Here is a 15,156-nt window from a genome sequence, read left to right on the forward strand (position 1 = left end):
GTTATTTAAATTGATAAATTAAAATTGCGGCACAAATATAATAAGAAATACGTGTTTAGACTAATTATTGCTTCGATAAAGCGCTATTTTACAATAAGATAATATAAAAGAGATAACTACTTTACAACCAGTTTTCTAGTTGCAGAAACATTTTGTTCTTTTATTTTAAGAATGTACACACTTGGAGTTAATTTAGAGATATCAAGTGCTTTGCCAAATAGAGTTTCAGATAATACTTTTTTGCCTAAAACATTATATATTTCAATTGTTTTGGGCAGGTTACTCTTACTAATTATAAAGACTTTTCCATTACTTGCAGGATTTGGAAATATTGATAATCCATCAATATGCTGAGGTGACGTAATACCACTATTTTGCATTTGAGCTTGAGCAGTATTAGATAAGCACAAAAACACAAAAACCATGAATAGATAGTAGTAATTTTTCATCATCACTAAAGATTTATTTTAAAGTTATAGAATTAGTACCAAATTTCATACCAAAGAAATGTTAAACAAGGTCTTAGGGTCGTATATGTTTTGATTGTTATACTTTAAGGTTAACTTAATGTTATTAATGAAAGAGTTTCTACAACTTTTTTGTTATTAGTTTTATCTTTACCATTGACTATTTAAATAATTTACATTGTAATTATTCATCATTACAGACTATTTAATCATGAAAAAAAGAGATATTAAAATTTTGCTTGTTGATGACGAACCAGATATTTTAGAAATTGTCGGCTACAACCTTTCTGCTGAAGGGTATCAAGTAATTACTGCTGAAAATGGACAAGAAGCCGTTAAGAAAGCAAAAAAAGAAAAACCACAACTTATTATCTTAGATGTAATGATGCCAGAGATGGATGGTATTGAGGCTTGCGAGCAAATTAGAAAAGTCCCAGAGCTTAGTGATACGATTATTACATTTCTAACAGCTAGAGGAGAGGATTATTCTCAGATGGCAGGATTTGATGCTGGAGCAGATGATTATATCACCAAACCAATTAAACCAAAGGTATTGGTAAGTAAAGTTAAAGCACTTTTGCGACGTTTAAAAGACGAAGATACTTCAGAAAGTATTTTAAAGATTGGCAATTTAATAATCAATAGAGAAGAATATAAAATTGCATATAAAGGCAATGAGATTATTTTACCACGAAAAGAATTCGAATTATTATCTTTGTTAGCAACAAAACCTGGCAAAGTCTTCAAACGTGAGGAAATCCTAGATAAAGTTTGGGGTAATGAAGTTGTAGTAGGAGGTCGTACTATAGACGTACATATTAGAAAACTTCGTGAGAAAATTGGAGATAAAAGTTTTAAAACGGTAAAAGGAGTTGGGTATAAGTTTGTAGACTGATGCAAAATAAAATAAAAAAAACGTACAAGTTTGCTTTTAAAACATCCTTGTATATTACTATTTTTTTGACGCTCTTATCGAGTGTTTTTTTGTACGTATTACATTCGATTGATATTATTTATTTGTTGTCTTTTGCAATATTTACCTACATTTTATCTTTTATTGTTATTCAATACAGAGTTGAGCGTTTTATCTATAGACGTGTTAAAAAAATATACGATGACCTAACACTTTTAGAATCTACATCTCTTCGGAAACATCCAATAACCACAGATATGGCAACACTTACTCAAGAAATAGATAAGTATGCTAGAGATAAAAAGTTAGAGATTGAAACCTTAAAAGTTAGAGAAGAGTATCGTAAAGAGTTTTTAGGAAATGTATCTCATGAACTTAAAACACCTTTATTTACTGTCCAAGGTTATTTATTGACACTTTTAGATGGCGCTATTGATGATAAAAAAGTTAGTGAGAAATATCTTAATAGAGCAAATAAAGGCTTAGAGCGACTTATCTATATCGTTAAAGACCTAGACATGATTACTAAGTTAGAAGTTGGAGATTTGCGACTCACTATTGAAACTTTTGATATTGTAGAATTGGTACAAAGTGTCTTTGATTTATTGGAAATGAAAGCAGCTAAAAAAAAGATCACGTTAACTTTTGATATGGATTACAGTAACCCAATTTTAGTTACCGCAGATAAAGAACGTATTCAACAAGTACTAACCAATCTAATAGTCAACTCTGTAAAGTATGGTCGAGAAAAAGGAACCACAGAGGTTAGTATCGAAAATTTGATCAAAAATAAAGTGATTGTCCGCATTACAGATAATGGTGAAGGTATTTCTGAAATGAATCTACCAAGATTGTTTGAGCGGTTTTATAGAGTAGACAAAAGTGGTTCAAGAAAAGAGGGTGGATCTGGACTTGGACTTTCAATCGTAAAGCATATTATTGAGGCACACGATGAAAAAATTTATGTAGAAAGCGAACTTGGAGTTGGTAGCGAATTTTCATTCACTTTGGAAAAGGCTAAATAGCTTCTTATAGTTTGTCTTATAATTTGTTGTTTTCAAACCTTCGTATGTCTCAACAGCATTAAGTTGGTCTATGGAGAATTCACTTTGCTTGCAGCTAGGAGCAAATCCAATATTTGATAAGCGCTCAGCCAAATACTCTTGCTCAAATTGACCAGGTGTTGGAATAAAAAAAGCACGCTTGTGTAACTTGGCAAGATCCATTATTGTGGTATATCCAGATCTAGATAAAACCAATTTACTTTCATTTAATGCTTTTTCAAGTGCTTCACTAGCCATGAAATTATAGACATCTATAGGGCCTTTTTTTATTTTTTTAGATACATCTTCTATAACACCTCTTACAAATAATACCCTACCCTCGTATAACTTCAATTCTTCGAATAATAGTTTTTCTAAGATGCTTCGCTGAGGCTCAGGCCCAGATAACAATATCATTAAGTCATATTTAGAATCGCATTCTTTTTTCTCAAACCGACTCAGAGGACCGATATATTTTATTTGAATACCAAAAACATCTATATGACCTAAATCACCACTCAAATTATCTTCTCCAATGTTGTCTGGAACCCAACACTCATCAAAACGCTTGATAATTTTTTGATGCATTTTAGTGCTTAACCATGTGGTATTACCACTCAATACTTTTAGCTGATGGGTTATGAAAACTGATGGTATATGCTTACTGTAAACGCCTAATCTGTTATCTGAAATAATACCATTGATATGATAGGTCTTAATAATAGCTGAAGTCGCTTTTTTTTCTGCATTTATAGCTTTTATGAATTTCGGCGAATTTTGAAGCATTTTAAGTTTAAAAAACTGTCCTTTTTTTGCATATTTAACTTGGTATGACGGTAATTCAATAGATTCAAGATGTGGAAATTCCTTTTGTAGTAATGCTAATGCAATACCATCACTCGCTATAACAGGCTGAAAATCATTTATCAATAAAGCATTAATGAGCGGAATGCATCTTGTAGCATGTCCCAATCCCCAATTTAATGGAGCAACAAGTATTCGTTTTTTCAAAATCATTAAAAACAAAGATAATGCTAATATGTTTCCTTAATTTTGCCAAAACATTAAATTAATTGTGGGAAGTAAGAATAAACTCAAACGATTTAAAGAAAATGAAACATTTGCTAACGTTGTTCAACCAACACGTGATGAGTTGGTTAATGAAAAGTTTCAATTGAAAGGTCAATGGCAATCAAAATTCTTTAAGAATAATAATCCAATAGTTTTAGAATTGGGTTGTGGTAAAGGCGAATATTCTGTTGCGTTAGCACAAAAGTATCCAAATAAGAATTTCATAGGTGTAGATATTAAAGGTGCGCGTTTCTGGAGAGGAGCAAAAACAGCTCTTGAAGAAGAGATTACTAACGTTGGGTTCTTAAGAACTCAAATAGAACTCATTGATCATGCATTTGATAAAGGTGAGATTGATGAGATTTGGATTACTTTTCCAGATCCACAAATCAAGTACAAGCGAACCAAGCATAGAATGACCAATCCTAAGTTTTTACAACGCTATAAAACTATTCTAAAACCAGATGGAATAGTGAACTTAAAAACAGATAGTGAGTTTATGCATGGTTATACATTAGGACTTCTTCATGGTGCTAAACATGAAATACTTTATGCTAATCATGATGTGTACAAGCAAGAAGGTAGCCCAGAAGAAGTTACAAGTATTCAAACCTATTACGAGTCTCAATATTTAGAACAAAACAAACCAATTACGTATATTAGGTTTAAAATTAAATAGGTTTTGAATATCACTGTCATTTTTTTTCTGGGATTACTCATTGCGCTCATTGGTGTAATTCCTCCAGGATTATTAAATATGACAGCTGCAAAAGTTAGTTTAAAAGAAGGGCATAATAGAGGTATTGCATTTTCTATAGGCGTATGTATTATTGTGTTTTTGCAAACATACATTGCTTCAATGTTTGCACGTTATTTAAATAACCATAGAGATGTTGTTGAAATACTTCAACGTGTGGCTTTTGTGATTTTCGTTCTTATTACTATTTATTTTTTATTACTAGCCAAATCAAAACCTAAACCTAACGTTGAGCCACATACAAAAAGTAAGCATAGCCGCTTTTTTCAAGGTATGTTTTTATCAGCAATTAATGTGTTTCCAATTCCATATCAAGCATATATGACCATAACAATAGCCGGTTTTGGATGGTTTAATTTTGAAAAGATAAGTATAATATCATATGTATTTGGAGCAGCAACAGGTACTTTTGTTATGCTTTACATATACATCTTTTTTTTTGATAAGATTAAGAACAAAAAATTCACCTCTCAGAAAAACATGAACTATATCATTGGTGCCATCACAGGAATTGTTGCAGGAGTTACATTGATTAATATTATAATGGATATTTAATATGAAACCAGAAACGTTAAATTTTTTTGATAAAGTCTACGAGGTTGCTAAATTAATTCCTTATGGTAAAGTTACAAGTTATGGTGCTATAGCGAATTATTTAGGTGCCAAACGAAGCGCAAGAATGGTCGGTTATGCCATGAATGGGTCTGGAGGAAAAGACGTGCCAGCACATCGTGTAGTTAACCGAAAAGGCTTATTAACAGGAAAACATCATTTTGATGGGACTAATTTGATGCAACAACTTTTAGAAAGTGAAGGTGTTACTGTAATTGATAATCAAATTCAAGATTTCGATAAAGTTTTTTGGAATCCATCTGAAGAGTTATAATGAAAATATAATGTTTTTACAGGTTAGATACCCTTTTAAAATTATGGCTTATAACATTTGATTTTTTATGTGAAATAGAAATATTATGAATTTTTGAAAGCAAATTTGTCTCATTCTTAAAAAGTGATTTCTTTAACAATTGCATCTCTTTCTCCATTTGTTCTTTAACTAATTTTTTTAGTGCATCAGTAAACGATAGATTGAATTGTTTTTTATATAAAAAAACATGGTTTGAAAGAGTTACCTTTCCATCTTCAATACATATATAGATTTGGTTTTTGTCATCTATAATGAAATACGTATTAGATATCGGCGAGACTAATTTTTTAATATGTTGCTTTTCAGAATAGGTTGTAATAATAGCCTTGACATACTTAGCGTCTTCCTTGAGGTCTTTTTTCTTTAATTTAAACATAATGTTACTTTTTGAGTATTGATATTATAAACACCATAGTTGTTTAGTATTTAGAAACAATTTAAATACTAAAGTCACAAAACATTAGTTATCAGACAGTTAAACGGATATTTCTGTATTTCATTACCGAAAAGCTTCCGCTTATCGAGTTTACATAATGTGATTTCTCGCTTCAAACACTATTTGTATGCATATCAAATCGCGTTTGTATTCCCTATTGTGTTATAAATCATTTCAATTAAACCGTTTCAAATTGTAAACATTTCGCAGTATCTTTGCATTTTAGAATGATTCTGAATAGAAGAATCTTAGTTTAAACACAACGATGAAGTTAAATAAGCAAGATATACTTAAAGCACTTGAGTCTATTTCTGCGCCAGGAGAAGGGCAGAATATGATTGAAAGTGGAGCAGTTACAAATGTGGTGACCTTTGCAGAAGAGGTTATTGTAGATATTACTATAAAGAATCCAAGTCTTCAGGCTAAGAAGAAAACCGAGGTTGAGATAATGAAAACCATTCACAATCTTGTATATGAAAAAGCTAAAATATCAGTTAATGTAAAAGTAGAAGCACCGACAAAATCGGCACCAAATGTTATCAAAGGGAAAGCTATTCCTGGAATTCAGAATATAATAGCTGTAGCTTCTGGTAAAGGAGGCGTTGGTAAATCTACTGTTACAGCAAATTTAGCAGTAACTTTAGCTAAGATGGGTTTTAAAATAGGAGTTTTAGATGCAGATATTTATGGCCCATCGATGCCAATTATGTTCGATGTTGAACTAGAACGACCATTAGCTGTAAATATTGATGGAAAATCAAAAATGAGACCTGTAGAAAACTATGGTGTTAAAATATTATCTATTGGCTTCTTTACAAAACCAGATCAAGCTGTTGTATGGAGAGGACCTATGGCTGCAAAGGCATTAAATCAAATGATTTTTGATGCTGCATGGGGAACATTAGATTTTTTACTTATTGATCTCCCTCCAGGCACAGGAGACATTCACTTAAGTATTATGCAGTCGTTGCCTATAACAGGAGCTGTTGTGGTTAGTACACCTCAAAATGTAGCACTTGCTGATGCGAAAAAAGGAGTTGCTATGTTTCAACAAGACAGTATAAATGTTCCTGTATTAGGTATTATCGAGAATATGGCATACTTTACACCAGATGAGCTTCCTGAAAATAAATATTATATCTTCGGAAAGCAAGGCGCGAAAAATCTTGCTGAAGATTTAAGCGTTCCATTTTTAGGTGAGCTACCTTTAGTACAAAGTATTAGAGAAGCAGGAGATATTGGTAGGCCTGCTGCTATGCAAACGGCTACGCCTCTAGAACAGGCTTTTGAAAAACTAACTCAAAATGTAGTTGAAGAAGTGGTAAAGCGTAACGATAGCTTACCGCCTACTGAAGCGATTAAAATAACAACTATGGCTGGATGTTCGGCTGTAAAGAAGAAATAAAATGAGTACAGAAGAATTACGATTAAATGTCGAAAAGGCATTAGATGAAATACGACCTTTTTTGCAAAGTGATGGAGGAGATATCTCATTATTATCAATAGAAGGTGATAAGCTGGTGAAAGTACAACTTCAAGGCGCTTGTGTAGGATGTAGTGTTAACCAAATGACATTAAAATCTGGAGTTGAAATGACCATAAAGAAATATGCGCCTCAAATAGAAAAAGTCATTAATATTGAGGCTTAAAAAGTGATTTTTATCATAAAATTAATTGTCTTTCTATATTAATTTTACGTTCCGAAATTTAAATTCATGATTAAAACAGATATACTGATTATTGGAGCTGGTCCTACAGGATTGTTCACTGTTTTTGAAGCTGGTCTGCTCAAATTGAAATGTCATTTGATAGACGCATTGCCACAACCTGGAGGTCAATGTTCTGAAATATACCCTAAAAAACCTATTTATGACATTCCTGCTTATCCAGAAATTTTAGCTGGAGATTTAACTGAAAAATTATTAGAGCAGTGTAAACAATTTGAACCTGGATTTACATTAGGTGAACGTGCAGAAACAATTGAGAAACAAGAGGATGGTACATTTATTGTTACTACCAATAAAGGCACAAAACATCATGCGCCTGTTGTAGCTATTGCAGGCGGACTAGGAAGTTTTGAACCACGTAAACCTTTAATACATAATATCGCAGACTTTGAAGATAAAGGTGTAGAGTATATCATAAAGAATCCTGAAATTTATAGAAATAAGAAAGTGGTTATCGCTGGAGGTGGAGACTCCGCATTAGATTGGAGTATTTTTTTAAGTGATGTTGCGAGTGAAATCACTTTAATTCACAGGAGGAATGAGTTTAGAGGTCATTTAGATTCTGTTGAAAAAGTTCAAGAACTCAAAAATAAAGGTAAGATAAATTTGATTACACCTGCCGAAGTCATTGGAATTGTTGGTGACGAAAAAGTGAAAGCAATAGTTGTAAAACAAGCATTACATATTGAAAAGGAGTTTGAGATAGAATGTGATCATTTTGTTCCACTTTTTGGACTGTCACCAAAATTAGGACCAATCGGAAATTGGGGATTAGAGATAGAAAAAAATGCAATTAAAGTTAATAATGCCTTAGATTATCAGACCAATATTCCAGGTGTTTTCGCTATTGGAGATGTGAATACATATCCAGGCAAATTAAAGTTAATTCTCTGTGGTTTTCATGAAGCCACCTTAATGTGTCAAGCGGCATATCAAATCATTAACCCTGGGAAGCGATATGTTTTAAAATACACAACTGTTAGTGGTGTTGACGGATTTGATGGTACGCGTAAGGAAGCGCCTAAAGCGGTTGTAAAAGCAATAGAATAGTGGAGCAGGACGTAACGATTAAAATTACAGATAGAGATGGGGTTATTCATGAGGTTTTAGCGCCAACAGATATGGCAATGAATTTAATGGAAGTAGTTCGTTCTTACGAATTAGCTCCAGAAGGTACTATTGGTATTTGTGGTGGAATGGCAATGTGTGCTTCTTGTCAGTGTTATGTGAAATCTGAACATGAACTTCCTGAAATGCAAGATGACGAAGAAGCCATGTTAAGTGAAGCATTCTACGTTAAAGATAATTCGCGTTTAGGATGTCAATTACCCATTACTCCTGAAATGGAAGGTCTTGAGGTTGAATTGGCGCCTGAGGGTTAATCAGTTTTATAATCCATCAATTTTTTTGGTCCTTCTAGAAGGATTCTAACTATTTTTAAAGTACCATCGTCTGTTGTTGCTATTTGCCATTTGATAAGAGAAATTTCACCATTTTCTATTTCAATACCTGTAATACTTCTAGGGTGAACACAGCTTCCATCATTAAAAAAGGCAATATCACCTGGTTCTGGAAAACGAGGTCGATGCGTATGACCAACAACTGTAATTAGATTATTATTTTCAATAATCCACTTTTTTGTTCTGCGCTCAACTTTAATAAGTTCTTTATAATTTTTAGCAGGGCTTGTTGGGTCAGCTATTCCCATGACGTTTAATGGCTTCCAAAGAATTCTAACCATAAATCGACTCCATTTCCAAAATAAATAATTCCACCAATCTGCTTGATGTCCATGTGCAAGAAATAACTCTTGTCCAGTTTCAGAATGTTTTAAAACTACAGCTTCATGATATTGGATATTACAAAACAATTCAACATCCTCTCCAATTTTAGGGTCGAAAAAACTCGAGAGCTGTTTTTCAACATATTTAGGATCTCGATAAACCATATCATGGTTGCCCCAAATCATATGTAAACGATTTTGTTCATGAAATAATTTCATGAGCATATACACATTTTTATGTGCGTTTAGAATAGATTCAAAAGAAAGGTTTTCCCATAATTCATCACCATCACCGAGCTCGCAATAACTAAAACCTTCAGCATAATAATGCTTCAATGCGTGAAAATAAATATTTCTGTTATTTGCAAAATCATCAGCAAAACTGTTATCACCTCTATGACAATCACTAAACAAAATAAATTTACTAGAGTTGTCAAACGGAACAACTTTAGCATTTTTATATGCACGATCCAATCTGGTTTTTGATGACATGGCTAAACTTTTAACTAAAATAAGCAGAAATTAATCATTGCGAATGATCCCTTACTTGATTTTTCAATTGCCGAGAGTACAAATTTGATATAATTCATAAATTCAAAGATATGATTAAAGCATAAAAAATGCCTCTCAAAGCTAAGAAGCATTTTTTACAATTAAATATCTAAGCAAAATTGTTATACTCATTAGTCTTAGTGCTTATTTAAAGGCATTAAGACCTGTGATATCCAATCCTGTAATTAACAAATGAATGTCATGAGTACCTTCATAAGTAATAACGCTTTCAAGATTCATCATATGTCTCATGATACTATATTCTCCAGTAATACCCATTCCACCAAGCATTTGTCTTGCTTCACGAGCTATTTTGATGGCCATATCAACATTATTACGTTTTGCCATTGAAATTTGAGCAGATGTTGCTCTATTTTCATTTTTTAATTGACCTAAACGAAATGCTAACAGTTGAGCTTTGGTGATTTCAGTGATCATTTCAGCTAATTTTTTTTGTTGTAATTGGAAAGCTCCAATTGGTTTGCCAAACTGAATACGCTCTTTCGCATAACGAAGCGCAGTATCGTAACAATCCATAGCCGCTCCAATTGCTCCCCAAGCAATACCATAACGAGCAGAATCCAAACAACCTAAAGGTGCACCTAATCCTGATTTATTTGGTAAAAGATTTTCTTTTGGGACTTTTACATCTTGGAAGATAAGTTCACCTGTTGCACTAGCACGAAGTGACCATTTATTGTGAGTCTCTGGAGTAGAAAACCCTTCCATACCACGTTCTACGATAAGCCCATGAATTCTACCTTCTTCATTTTTAGCCCATACAACAGCAACATTACAGAAAGGTGAATTAGAGATCCATAATTTTGCTCCATTAAGAAGATAGTGATCTCCCATATCTTTAAAATTGGTAGTCATTCCACCAGGATTACTTCCATGGTCTGGTTCGGTTAAACCAAACGAACCCATCCATTCACCAGTAGCTAATTTTGGCAAAAACTTTTGACGTTGTTCTTCAGTACCATATTTCCAAATAGGATACATTACTAGAGATGATTGTACAGAAGCAGTACTTCTTACACCAGAATCACCACGTTCAATTTCTTGCATGATTAAACCATAAGAAATTTGATCTAATCCAGCACCTCCATATTCAGCTGGAATATAAGGCCCAAAAGCACCAATTTCGGCTAAACCATTTATAATCTGTTTGGGAAATTCGGCTTTTTGGGCATACTCCTCAATGATTGGCGATACATCTCGCTTTACCCAATCTCTAGCTGCGTCACGTACTAATTTATGTTCTTCAGAAAGTAAATCGTCTAGATTATAATAATCTGGCGCTTCAAATAAATCTGGTTTCATTTGTTTTGTTTTATTAGTTTTTAAATGTCAAAAACTACTGTTGCAGTTCTAGTCATTTAGACTTAAAATTTGTTTGGGTAACAAAAGTAACGAAAACGTTTTCAGTGCACAATTTTAAAACTACATTTTCAAATAAAAATCCTTTGTTAAATTGATGTAGTCTTCTGTGTATTGATGGCGAGCTGTTTCGATTATAAGTTCAGATATTTTGGTGTTGGTTTTAATAAATGAAAACTCAATAAGGCTGCGCTTTATTTCGGATGAGATCTTACCTCTAACGTGAGTAATCCGTTTTGGGTAAAGAGATAATTTTGATGCAATACCTTTGATTTTTTCTTCTTCAGAAATAGGTATGACTACTGAAAATAAGCCATATTCAGATAATAAACTAGCCACACTTTCAAGCAACTGTTGAAAAGGCATGGCGTCTTGAAATCGTGCTAAATCTCGCTGGTTATTTTTAGTTTTATAGCTCTCAGGATAAAAAGGTGGATTACAAATAATTAAATCATAGGTGTCGTCTGCTTCATCTACAAATTCTTCAAGCGATGCATGATAGCAAAATAAGCGGTCGTACCATGGTGATTGCTCAAAGTTATCTACACATTGCTCAAATGTTAGGTCGTCAATTTCAATAGCCTCAATAAGTTCAGCAGAGCTTCGTTGAGCTAGCATTAGGGATAGAATACCAGTTCCAGCACCAATGTCTAAAATTGAAAATGGTTGATTTTGTATTGAAGTCCAAGCGCCTAAAAGCACACCATCTGTGCCTATCTTCATAGCGCATTGGTCTTGTCTTACAGCGAATTGTTTGAATACAAATGGCTTATTCATCTAAATACAGATCGATTAACCCTTCTGGAGTATCTACGTAGATGGTTTTATTTTTTTTATCAATTTTAGAAATAAATTTGTCATTCATTGGGATTAAGATCTCAATGCCATTTCTATCTATTTCAAAAAGCGACTGTGCAGTAGAATCGTTAACAGAAGTAATTACACCTACGTGTCCAAAAGCTTTGTCTTGAACTTTAAAACCAATGATCTCGTGAAAATAAAATTTATCATCATCCAGTTTAGGCAAAAATTCAAGAGGTAAGTATAGTTCACTTTTTATAAGTGCATCTGCATCTTCTTCTGAGTCTACATCTTCAAACTTCACTCGAAGTAATTCAGACTTGTGCAATTGAGAGGATTCAATAAAAAAAGGAACAAGATGATTACGAAGCTCTACAAAAACAGATTCCATATTTTCGTAAAGTTTGGGCTCATCAGTATCTAATTTTACCAATAATTCGCCCTTAAAACTGTATTTTTTTACAATCTTACCTAAAAAGAAACACTCTTTTTTATCCATTGTTTTTAGAAATAAAAAACTCCGACACATTTGTGACGGAGTTTAAAAGTATAAAAAATAATTTTCTATTCTTCTTCGCTTGAAGCAACAACTTCACCTTCAGCTTGTGCTTCTTCAGTGACCTCAGCTTCCTCTTCAACAGGAGCTGCTGCTGCAATTCTAGCTTCATTTACAGCTTTCTCAGCGGCTAATGCTTCAGCTTTAGCTTTTTGTTGAGCTTCAGATAGACCTTCAGCTTTAGACTGAATTTTGGCCGCTTTTTCTTCTAACCAAGCATTGAATTTTTCTTCAGCTTGTTCTTCAGTTAAAGCGCCTTTTCTAACTCCACCAGCTAAGTGATTTTTTAGCATTGCGCCTTTGTAAGATAAAATTGCTCTGGCTGTATCTGTTGGTTGTGCACCATTTTGCAACCATTGTACTGCACCATCAACATTTAATTCAACTGTTGCTGGGTTAGTATTTGGATTGTAAGCACCTAATTTTTCTAAGTATTTACCATCTCTTTTTGCTCGCGCATCAGCTGCTACGATCCAGTAGTAAGGCTTCCCTTTTTTACCGTGTCTTTGTAATCTAATTTTTACAGGCATAAATTTAATTAATTTGTGAGGTTCTCGACCTCTATTATTAATGAGGCGCAAAGATAATACAATTATTTAATTTAGAACATTTTATTTGAAATTAAGTAATATTGAAATTTTATTATACTTTTGGGAGTCCAAAAACGTTATATTTGAACCTAACTGAGCCTCATTTATGTTTAGAGGAAGAAAAATTAAGTCAATGAAAAGATTAGCTATACTTTTTATAACAGCATTGCTATTTGTTAGTTGTGGTGATGAAGTTGAATTTAATTCACCATCCATACAAGGAAATAAAGATTATGTGCTCTGGAGAGCAGAGTTTTTCAATGCTGCTATTGATGTTAATGGTTTTTTAACCATTACTGGTGGTAATAATGTAGAAACATTAATGCTTAAAATACCTTCGGTTGCTGTAGGAACCTATGTTTTAGGAGATGTAAATTCAATGGAAGCACGTTTTATTGCGGCAGATGGGACAGTGTTTTCTACAAATAATAGACCAGATCCGAGTCTTACAATTTATCCTGAATATGGTCGAATCAAATTAGATGAGATATTTAATAATACGTTTACTGGATCATTTAGATTTAATGCTTTTGATGAAACCGGCTTACGTGTCGTTAATTTTAGCGGAACACAAGAAGATCCAGTTACAGGAGGTGTTTTTTATAGAGTACCATTGACCTCAGGAAGTATTCCTGCTATGGTATTTACATGTACAGATGGAGAAGATCAATCAGCTATTGCTCAAGCGGCTTATGAAGCCACATTTGCTGATAATGTTGAGTTTGTGGATAGTGATAATTACATTGCGACCTGTACAGCTTATTCTGAAGCTTTACAAACACAAAAAGTGTATTGCGGAGACCTGAGTGGTATCATACAAGGCACAATTAATAGTTTAAATGATTGTGTGTTTCCTTGTAGTTTAGCCGAACAAAATAGAAATACTGCGCAGTTAGCAATTGAAAACGCTACCATTGGAAATTATCTAGATGCTTGTGCTAATTTCCAAACATACTTGGAACAGCAAATTGAATTTTGTGGAGATCCAGACGGTAGTATACAAGCTAGAATAGACAATTTAGATTGTGGAGATGACGATAGTGACGGCATCCCAAATTTCTTTGAAGATTTTGATGGTGATGGCAATTTAGATAATGATGATACTGATGCTGATGGGATTGCTAATTATTTAGATGATGACGATGATGGTGATGGAATATTAACTATAGACGAAGCAAAGGATGTTGATGGCAACCCAATTGATACCGATGGTGACACAGATGTAGATTATCTAGACAACGATGATGATGGCGATGGTATCTTGACAATAAATGAAACGGGTGATACAGATGGCGATGGCATTATGAATTATTTAGATAATGATGACGATGGTGATGGTGTATTTACGGTTTTTGAAACAGGAGATACAGATGGTGATGGAACAGAAGATTATTTAGATAACGATGATGATGGCGATGGGTTGTTAACGATTGATGAGGATGCAGACCCTAACGCTGATGGTGATCCAGCTGATGCTATAGATACAGATGGAGATACGATTCCAGATTATTTAGATGACATGTAATTGTTAATAACTATTAAACCTTTGTTAAAGATGTTAAATTGTTTGATTTTTCCTACAAAAAATATTAGATTATAGTACTTGATGTGAAACAATACGCATCATAAAAAAAAGTATTGAAATTTTAAAATGTAATAGATATAATGAAGTATTCAGAAGAAATTTCAAAAAAATTAAATGAATTATTAATTAAGAATTACGATGCTGAAAAAGGCTATTTAAATGCCATCGACAATGTAGAAAGTGATAGGTTAAAAATGTTTTTTAAGCGGAGAGCATCAGAGCGAAGTGAATTTGCTAAAGAGCTGAGAACAGAAATCTTACAATACGGACAAGTTCCTGAGGATTCAGGCAGTTTCAAGGGGACAATGCATCGCAATTGGATGACATTAAAATCAACTTTTAATTCGAATAGTGAAGAAGCGATACTAGAGGAAGCGATACGAGGAGAAGAGACTAGCTTAGAAGTATATAATGAGCTTATTACAGAGCCTAACTTACCACCAAGTATTGATGCCTTATTATTAAAGCATAGAAATGCGATTCAGTCTGCAATTAACACTGAAAAGGTGCATGAAGAACTGGTGTCATAACATCTTATAAATAAAGTAAAAGGTCAGCTATTTAGCTGAC

The 15,156-nt window shown here is 33.3% G+C and carries 19 protein-coding genes; 11 read left to right on the forward strand and 8 right to left on the reverse strand.

Features of this window, described 5'->3' with window-relative positions:
- Positions 1-116: 116 nt before the first annotated feature.
- On the reverse strand, positions 117-452 hold the full coding sequence (locus Q0876_RS06925; protein WP_299225497.1) for a T9SS type A sorting domain-containing protein: 336 nt from the start codon (positions 450-452) through the stop codon (positions 117-119).
- A 226-nt stretch (positions 453-678) separates the two neighbouring features.
- Here Q0876_RS06925 and Q0876_RS06930 point away from each other — a divergent pair, with 226 nt between their 5' ends.
- Both Q0876_RS06930 and Q0876_RS06935 read left to right on the forward strand, forming a co-directional pair.
- Positions 679-1,362, forward strand: coding sequence for a response regulator transcription factor (locus Q0876_RS06930; RefSeq protein WP_299225498.1), 684 nt, complete (start codon positions 679-681; stop codon positions 1,360-1,362).
- Entirely contained in the window at positions 1,362-2,405 is a 1,044-nt protein-coding gene (locus tag Q0876_RS06935; protein ID WP_299225500.1) for an ATP-binding protein, read from the forward strand. The genes Q0876_RS06930 and Q0876_RS06935 overlap by 1 nt, the downstream gene beginning before the upstream one ends.
- Here Q0876_RS06935 and Q0876_RS06940 read toward each other — a convergent pair.
- A complete protein-coding gene (locus Q0876_RS06940; protein WP_299225501.1) occupies positions 2,379-3,440 on the reverse strand; it encodes a glycosyltransferase in 1,062 nt (353 codons plus the stop codon). The two genes, Q0876_RS06935 and Q0876_RS06940, sit on opposite strands and share 27 nt — an antisense overlap.
- A gap of 58 nt (positions 3,441-3,498) precedes the next feature.
- Here Q0876_RS06940 and trmB point away from each other — a divergent pair, with 58 nt between their 5' ends.
- The 3 genes from trmB to Q0876_RS06955 are packed head-to-tail and all read left to right on the forward strand — an operon-like array spanning position 3,499 to position 5,137.
- Positions 3,499-4,173: a tRNA (guanosine(46)-N7)-methyltransferase TrmB gene (gene trmB / locus Q0876_RS06945; RefSeq protein WP_299225503.1), complete on the forward strand. Its 675-nt coding sequence runs from the start codon at positions 3,499-3,501 to the stop codon at positions 4,171-4,173.
- Positions 4,174-4,176: 3 nt separating this feature from the next.
- On the forward strand, positions 4,177-4,806 hold the full coding sequence (locus Q0876_RS06950; RefSeq protein ID WP_299225505.1) for a LysE family transporter: 630 nt from the start codon (positions 4,177-4,179) through the stop codon (positions 4,804-4,806).
- Between the two features lies 1 nt (position 4,807).
- Complete coding sequence (locus tag Q0876_RS06955) at positions 4,808-5,137, forward strand: MGMT family protein (protein ID WP_299225507.1); 330 nt, start codon at positions 4,808-4,810, stop codon at positions 5,135-5,137.
- A 16-nt stretch (positions 5,138-5,153) separates the two neighbouring features.
- Here the strand turns inward: Q0876_RS06955 and Q0876_RS06960 are convergent, their stop codons facing one another.
- Positions 5,154-5,552 (reverse strand): hypothetical protein, encoded by a 399-nt coding sequence (locus Q0876_RS06960; protein ID WP_299225509.1) that lies wholly within the window; start codon positions 5,550-5,552, stop codon positions 5,154-5,156.
- A 325-nt stretch (positions 5,553-5,877) separates the two neighbouring features.
- Here Q0876_RS06960 and Q0876_RS06965 point away from each other — a divergent pair, with 325 nt between their 5' ends.
- The 4 genes from Q0876_RS06965 (at position 5,878) to Q0876_RS06980 (ending at position 8,721) form a co-directional block, all read left to right on the forward strand.
- The gene (locus Q0876_RS06965; RefSeq protein ID WP_299225510.1) at positions 5,878-7,017 is read left to right on the forward strand and encodes an Mrp/NBP35 family ATP-binding protein; all 1,140 of its coding nucleotides are present in this window, start codon (positions 5,878-5,880) and stop codon (positions 7,015-7,017) included.
- Between the two features lies 1 nt (position 7,018).
- On the forward strand, positions 7,019-7,261 hold the full coding sequence (locus Q0876_RS06970; protein WP_299225512.1) for a NifU family protein: 243 nt from the start codon (positions 7,019-7,021) through the stop codon (positions 7,259-7,261).
- Positions 7,262-7,327: 66 nt separating this feature from the next.
- Positions 7,328-8,389, forward strand: a complete 1,062-nt coding sequence (locus tag Q0876_RS06975) for an NAD(P)/FAD-dependent oxidoreductase (RefSeq protein WP_299225514.1) — start codon at positions 7,328-7,330, stop codon at positions 8,387-8,389.
- The gene (locus Q0876_RS06980; protein ID WP_299225516.1) at positions 8,389-8,721 is read left to right on the forward strand and encodes a 2Fe-2S iron-sulfur cluster-binding protein; all 333 of its coding nucleotides are present in this window, start codon (positions 8,389-8,391) and stop codon (positions 8,719-8,721) included. Before Q0876_RS06975 ends, Q0876_RS06980 begins: the two co-directional genes overlap by 1 nt.
- Here Q0876_RS06980 and Q0876_RS06985 read toward each other — a convergent pair.
- The 5 genes from Q0876_RS06985 to Q0876_RS07005 form a co-directional block, all read right to left on the reverse strand.
- Complete coding sequence (locus Q0876_RS06985) at positions 8,718-9,614, reverse strand: metallophosphoesterase family protein (RefSeq protein ID WP_299225518.1); 897 nt, start codon at positions 9,612-9,614, stop codon at positions 8,718-8,720. The genes Q0876_RS06980 and Q0876_RS06985 overlap by 4 nt on opposite strands.
- Before the next feature lie 204 nt (positions 9,615-9,818).
- Complete coding sequence (locus tag Q0876_RS06990; RefSeq protein WP_299225520.1) at positions 9,819-10,997, reverse strand: acyl-CoA dehydrogenase family protein; 1,179 nt, start codon at positions 10,995-10,997, stop codon at positions 9,819-9,821.
- 120 nt (positions 10,998-11,117) lie between these two features.
- Positions 11,118-11,831: a methyltransferase gene (locus Q0876_RS06995; protein WP_299225522.1), complete on the reverse strand. Its 714-nt coding sequence runs from the start codon at positions 11,829-11,831 to the stop codon at positions 11,118-11,120.
- Positions 11,824-12,354 carry a ribosome maturation factor RimM gene (gene rimM, locus Q0876_RS07000; RefSeq protein WP_299225524.1) on the reverse strand — a complete coding sequence of 177 codons (531 nt, stop codon included), beginning with the start codon at positions 12,352-12,354 and terminating at the stop codon, positions 11,824-11,826. The genes Q0876_RS06995 and rimM overlap by 8 nt, the downstream gene beginning before the upstream one ends.
- Before the next feature lie 65 nt (positions 12,355-12,419).
- A complete protein-coding gene (locus tag Q0876_RS07005) occupies positions 12,420-12,941 on the reverse strand; it encodes a 30S ribosomal protein S16 (RefSeq protein WP_299225526.1) in 522 nt (173 codons plus the stop codon).
- Between the two features lie 193 nt (positions 12,942-13,134).
- On the opposite strand from Q0876_RS07005, the gene Q0876_RS07010 reads away from it, so the two are divergent.
- Together Q0876_RS07010 and Q0876_RS07015 are read left to right on the forward strand one after the other, a co-directional pair.
- Positions 13,135-14,526, forward strand: coding sequence for a DUF6252 family protein (locus tag Q0876_RS07010; RefSeq protein ID WP_299225528.1), 1,392 nt, complete (start codon positions 13,135-13,137; stop codon positions 14,524-14,526).
- Between the two features lie 140 nt (positions 14,527-14,666).
- On the forward strand, positions 14,667-15,116 hold the full coding sequence (locus Q0876_RS07015; RefSeq protein ID WP_299225530.1) for a PA2169 family four-helix-bundle protein: 450 nt from the start codon (positions 14,667-14,669) through the stop codon (positions 15,114-15,116).
- Positions 15,117-15,156 lie beyond the last annotated feature (40 nt).

Source organism: uncultured Psychroserpens sp., from assembly GCF_947503375.1.
GTDB lineage: Bacteria > Bacteroidota > Bacteroidia > Flavobacteriales > Flavobacteriaceae > Psychroserpens.

What these genes read in the sequence shown, in the direction of transcription:
- Q0876_RS07010 (WP_299225528.1), top strand. Translation starts at nt 13,135, where the DNA reads ATGAAAAGATTAGCTATACTTTTTATAACAGCATTGCTATTTGTTAGT.
- Q0876_RS07015 (WP_299225530.1), top strand. Translation starts at nt 14,667, where the DNA reads ATGAAGTATTCAGAAGAAATTTCAAAAAAATTAAATGAATTATTAATT.
- Q0876_RS06940 (WP_299225501.1), bottom strand. Translation starts at nt 3,440, where the DNA reads ATGATTTTGAAAAAACGAATACTTGTTGCTCCATTAAATTGGGGATTG.
- Q0876_RS06995 (WP_299225522.1), bottom strand. Translation starts at nt 11,831, where the DNA reads ATGAATAAGCCATTTGTATTCAAACAATTCGCTGTAAGACAAGACCAA.
- Q0876_RS06975 (WP_299225514.1), top strand. Translation starts at nt 7,328, where the DNA reads ATGATTAAAACAGATATACTGATTATTGGAGCTGGTCCTACAGGATTG.
- Q0876_RS06970 (WP_299225512.1), top strand. Translation starts at nt 7,019, where the DNA reads ATGAGTACAGAAGAATTACGATTAAATGTCGAAAAGGCATTAGATGAA.
- rimM (WP_299225524.1), bottom strand. Translation starts at nt 12,354, where the DNA reads ATGGATAAAAAAGAGTGTTTCTTTTTAGGTAAGATTGTAAAAAAATAC.
- Q0876_RS06990 (WP_299225520.1), bottom strand. Translation starts at nt 10,997, where the DNA reads ATGAAACCAGATTTATTTGAAGCGCCAGATTATTATAATCTAGACGAT.
- Q0876_RS06955 (WP_299225507.1), top strand. Translation starts at nt 4,808, where the DNA reads ATGAAACCAGAAACGTTAAATTTTTTTGATAAAGTCTACGAGGTTGCT.
- Q0876_RS06925 (WP_299225497.1), bottom strand. Translation starts at nt 452, where the DNA reads ATGATGAAAAATTACTACTATCTATTCATGGTTTTTGTGTTTTTGTGC.
- Q0876_RS06935 (WP_299225500.1), top strand. Translation starts at nt 1,362, where the DNA reads ATGCAAAATAAAATAAAAAAAACGTACAAGTTTGCTTTTAAAACATCC.
- Q0876_RS06965 (WP_299225510.1), top strand. Translation starts at nt 5,878, where the DNA reads ATGAAGTTAAATAAGCAAGATATACTTAAAGCACTTGAGTCTATTTCT.
- Q0876_RS06960 (WP_299225509.1), bottom strand. Translation starts at nt 5,552, where the DNA reads ATGTTTAAATTAAAGAAAAAAGACCTCAAGGAAGACGCTAAGTATGTC.
- Q0876_RS06985 (WP_299225518.1), bottom strand. Translation starts at nt 9,614, where the DNA reads ATGTCATCAAAAACCAGATTGGATCGTGCATATAAAAATGCTAAAGTT.
- Q0876_RS06930 (WP_299225498.1), top strand. Translation starts at nt 679, where the DNA reads ATGAAAAAAAGAGATATTAAAATTTTGCTTGTTGATGACGAACCAGAT.
- Q0876_RS07005 (WP_299225526.1), bottom strand. Translation starts at nt 12,941, where the DNA reads ATGCCTGTAAAAATTAGATTACAAAGACACGGTAAAAAAGGGAAGCCT.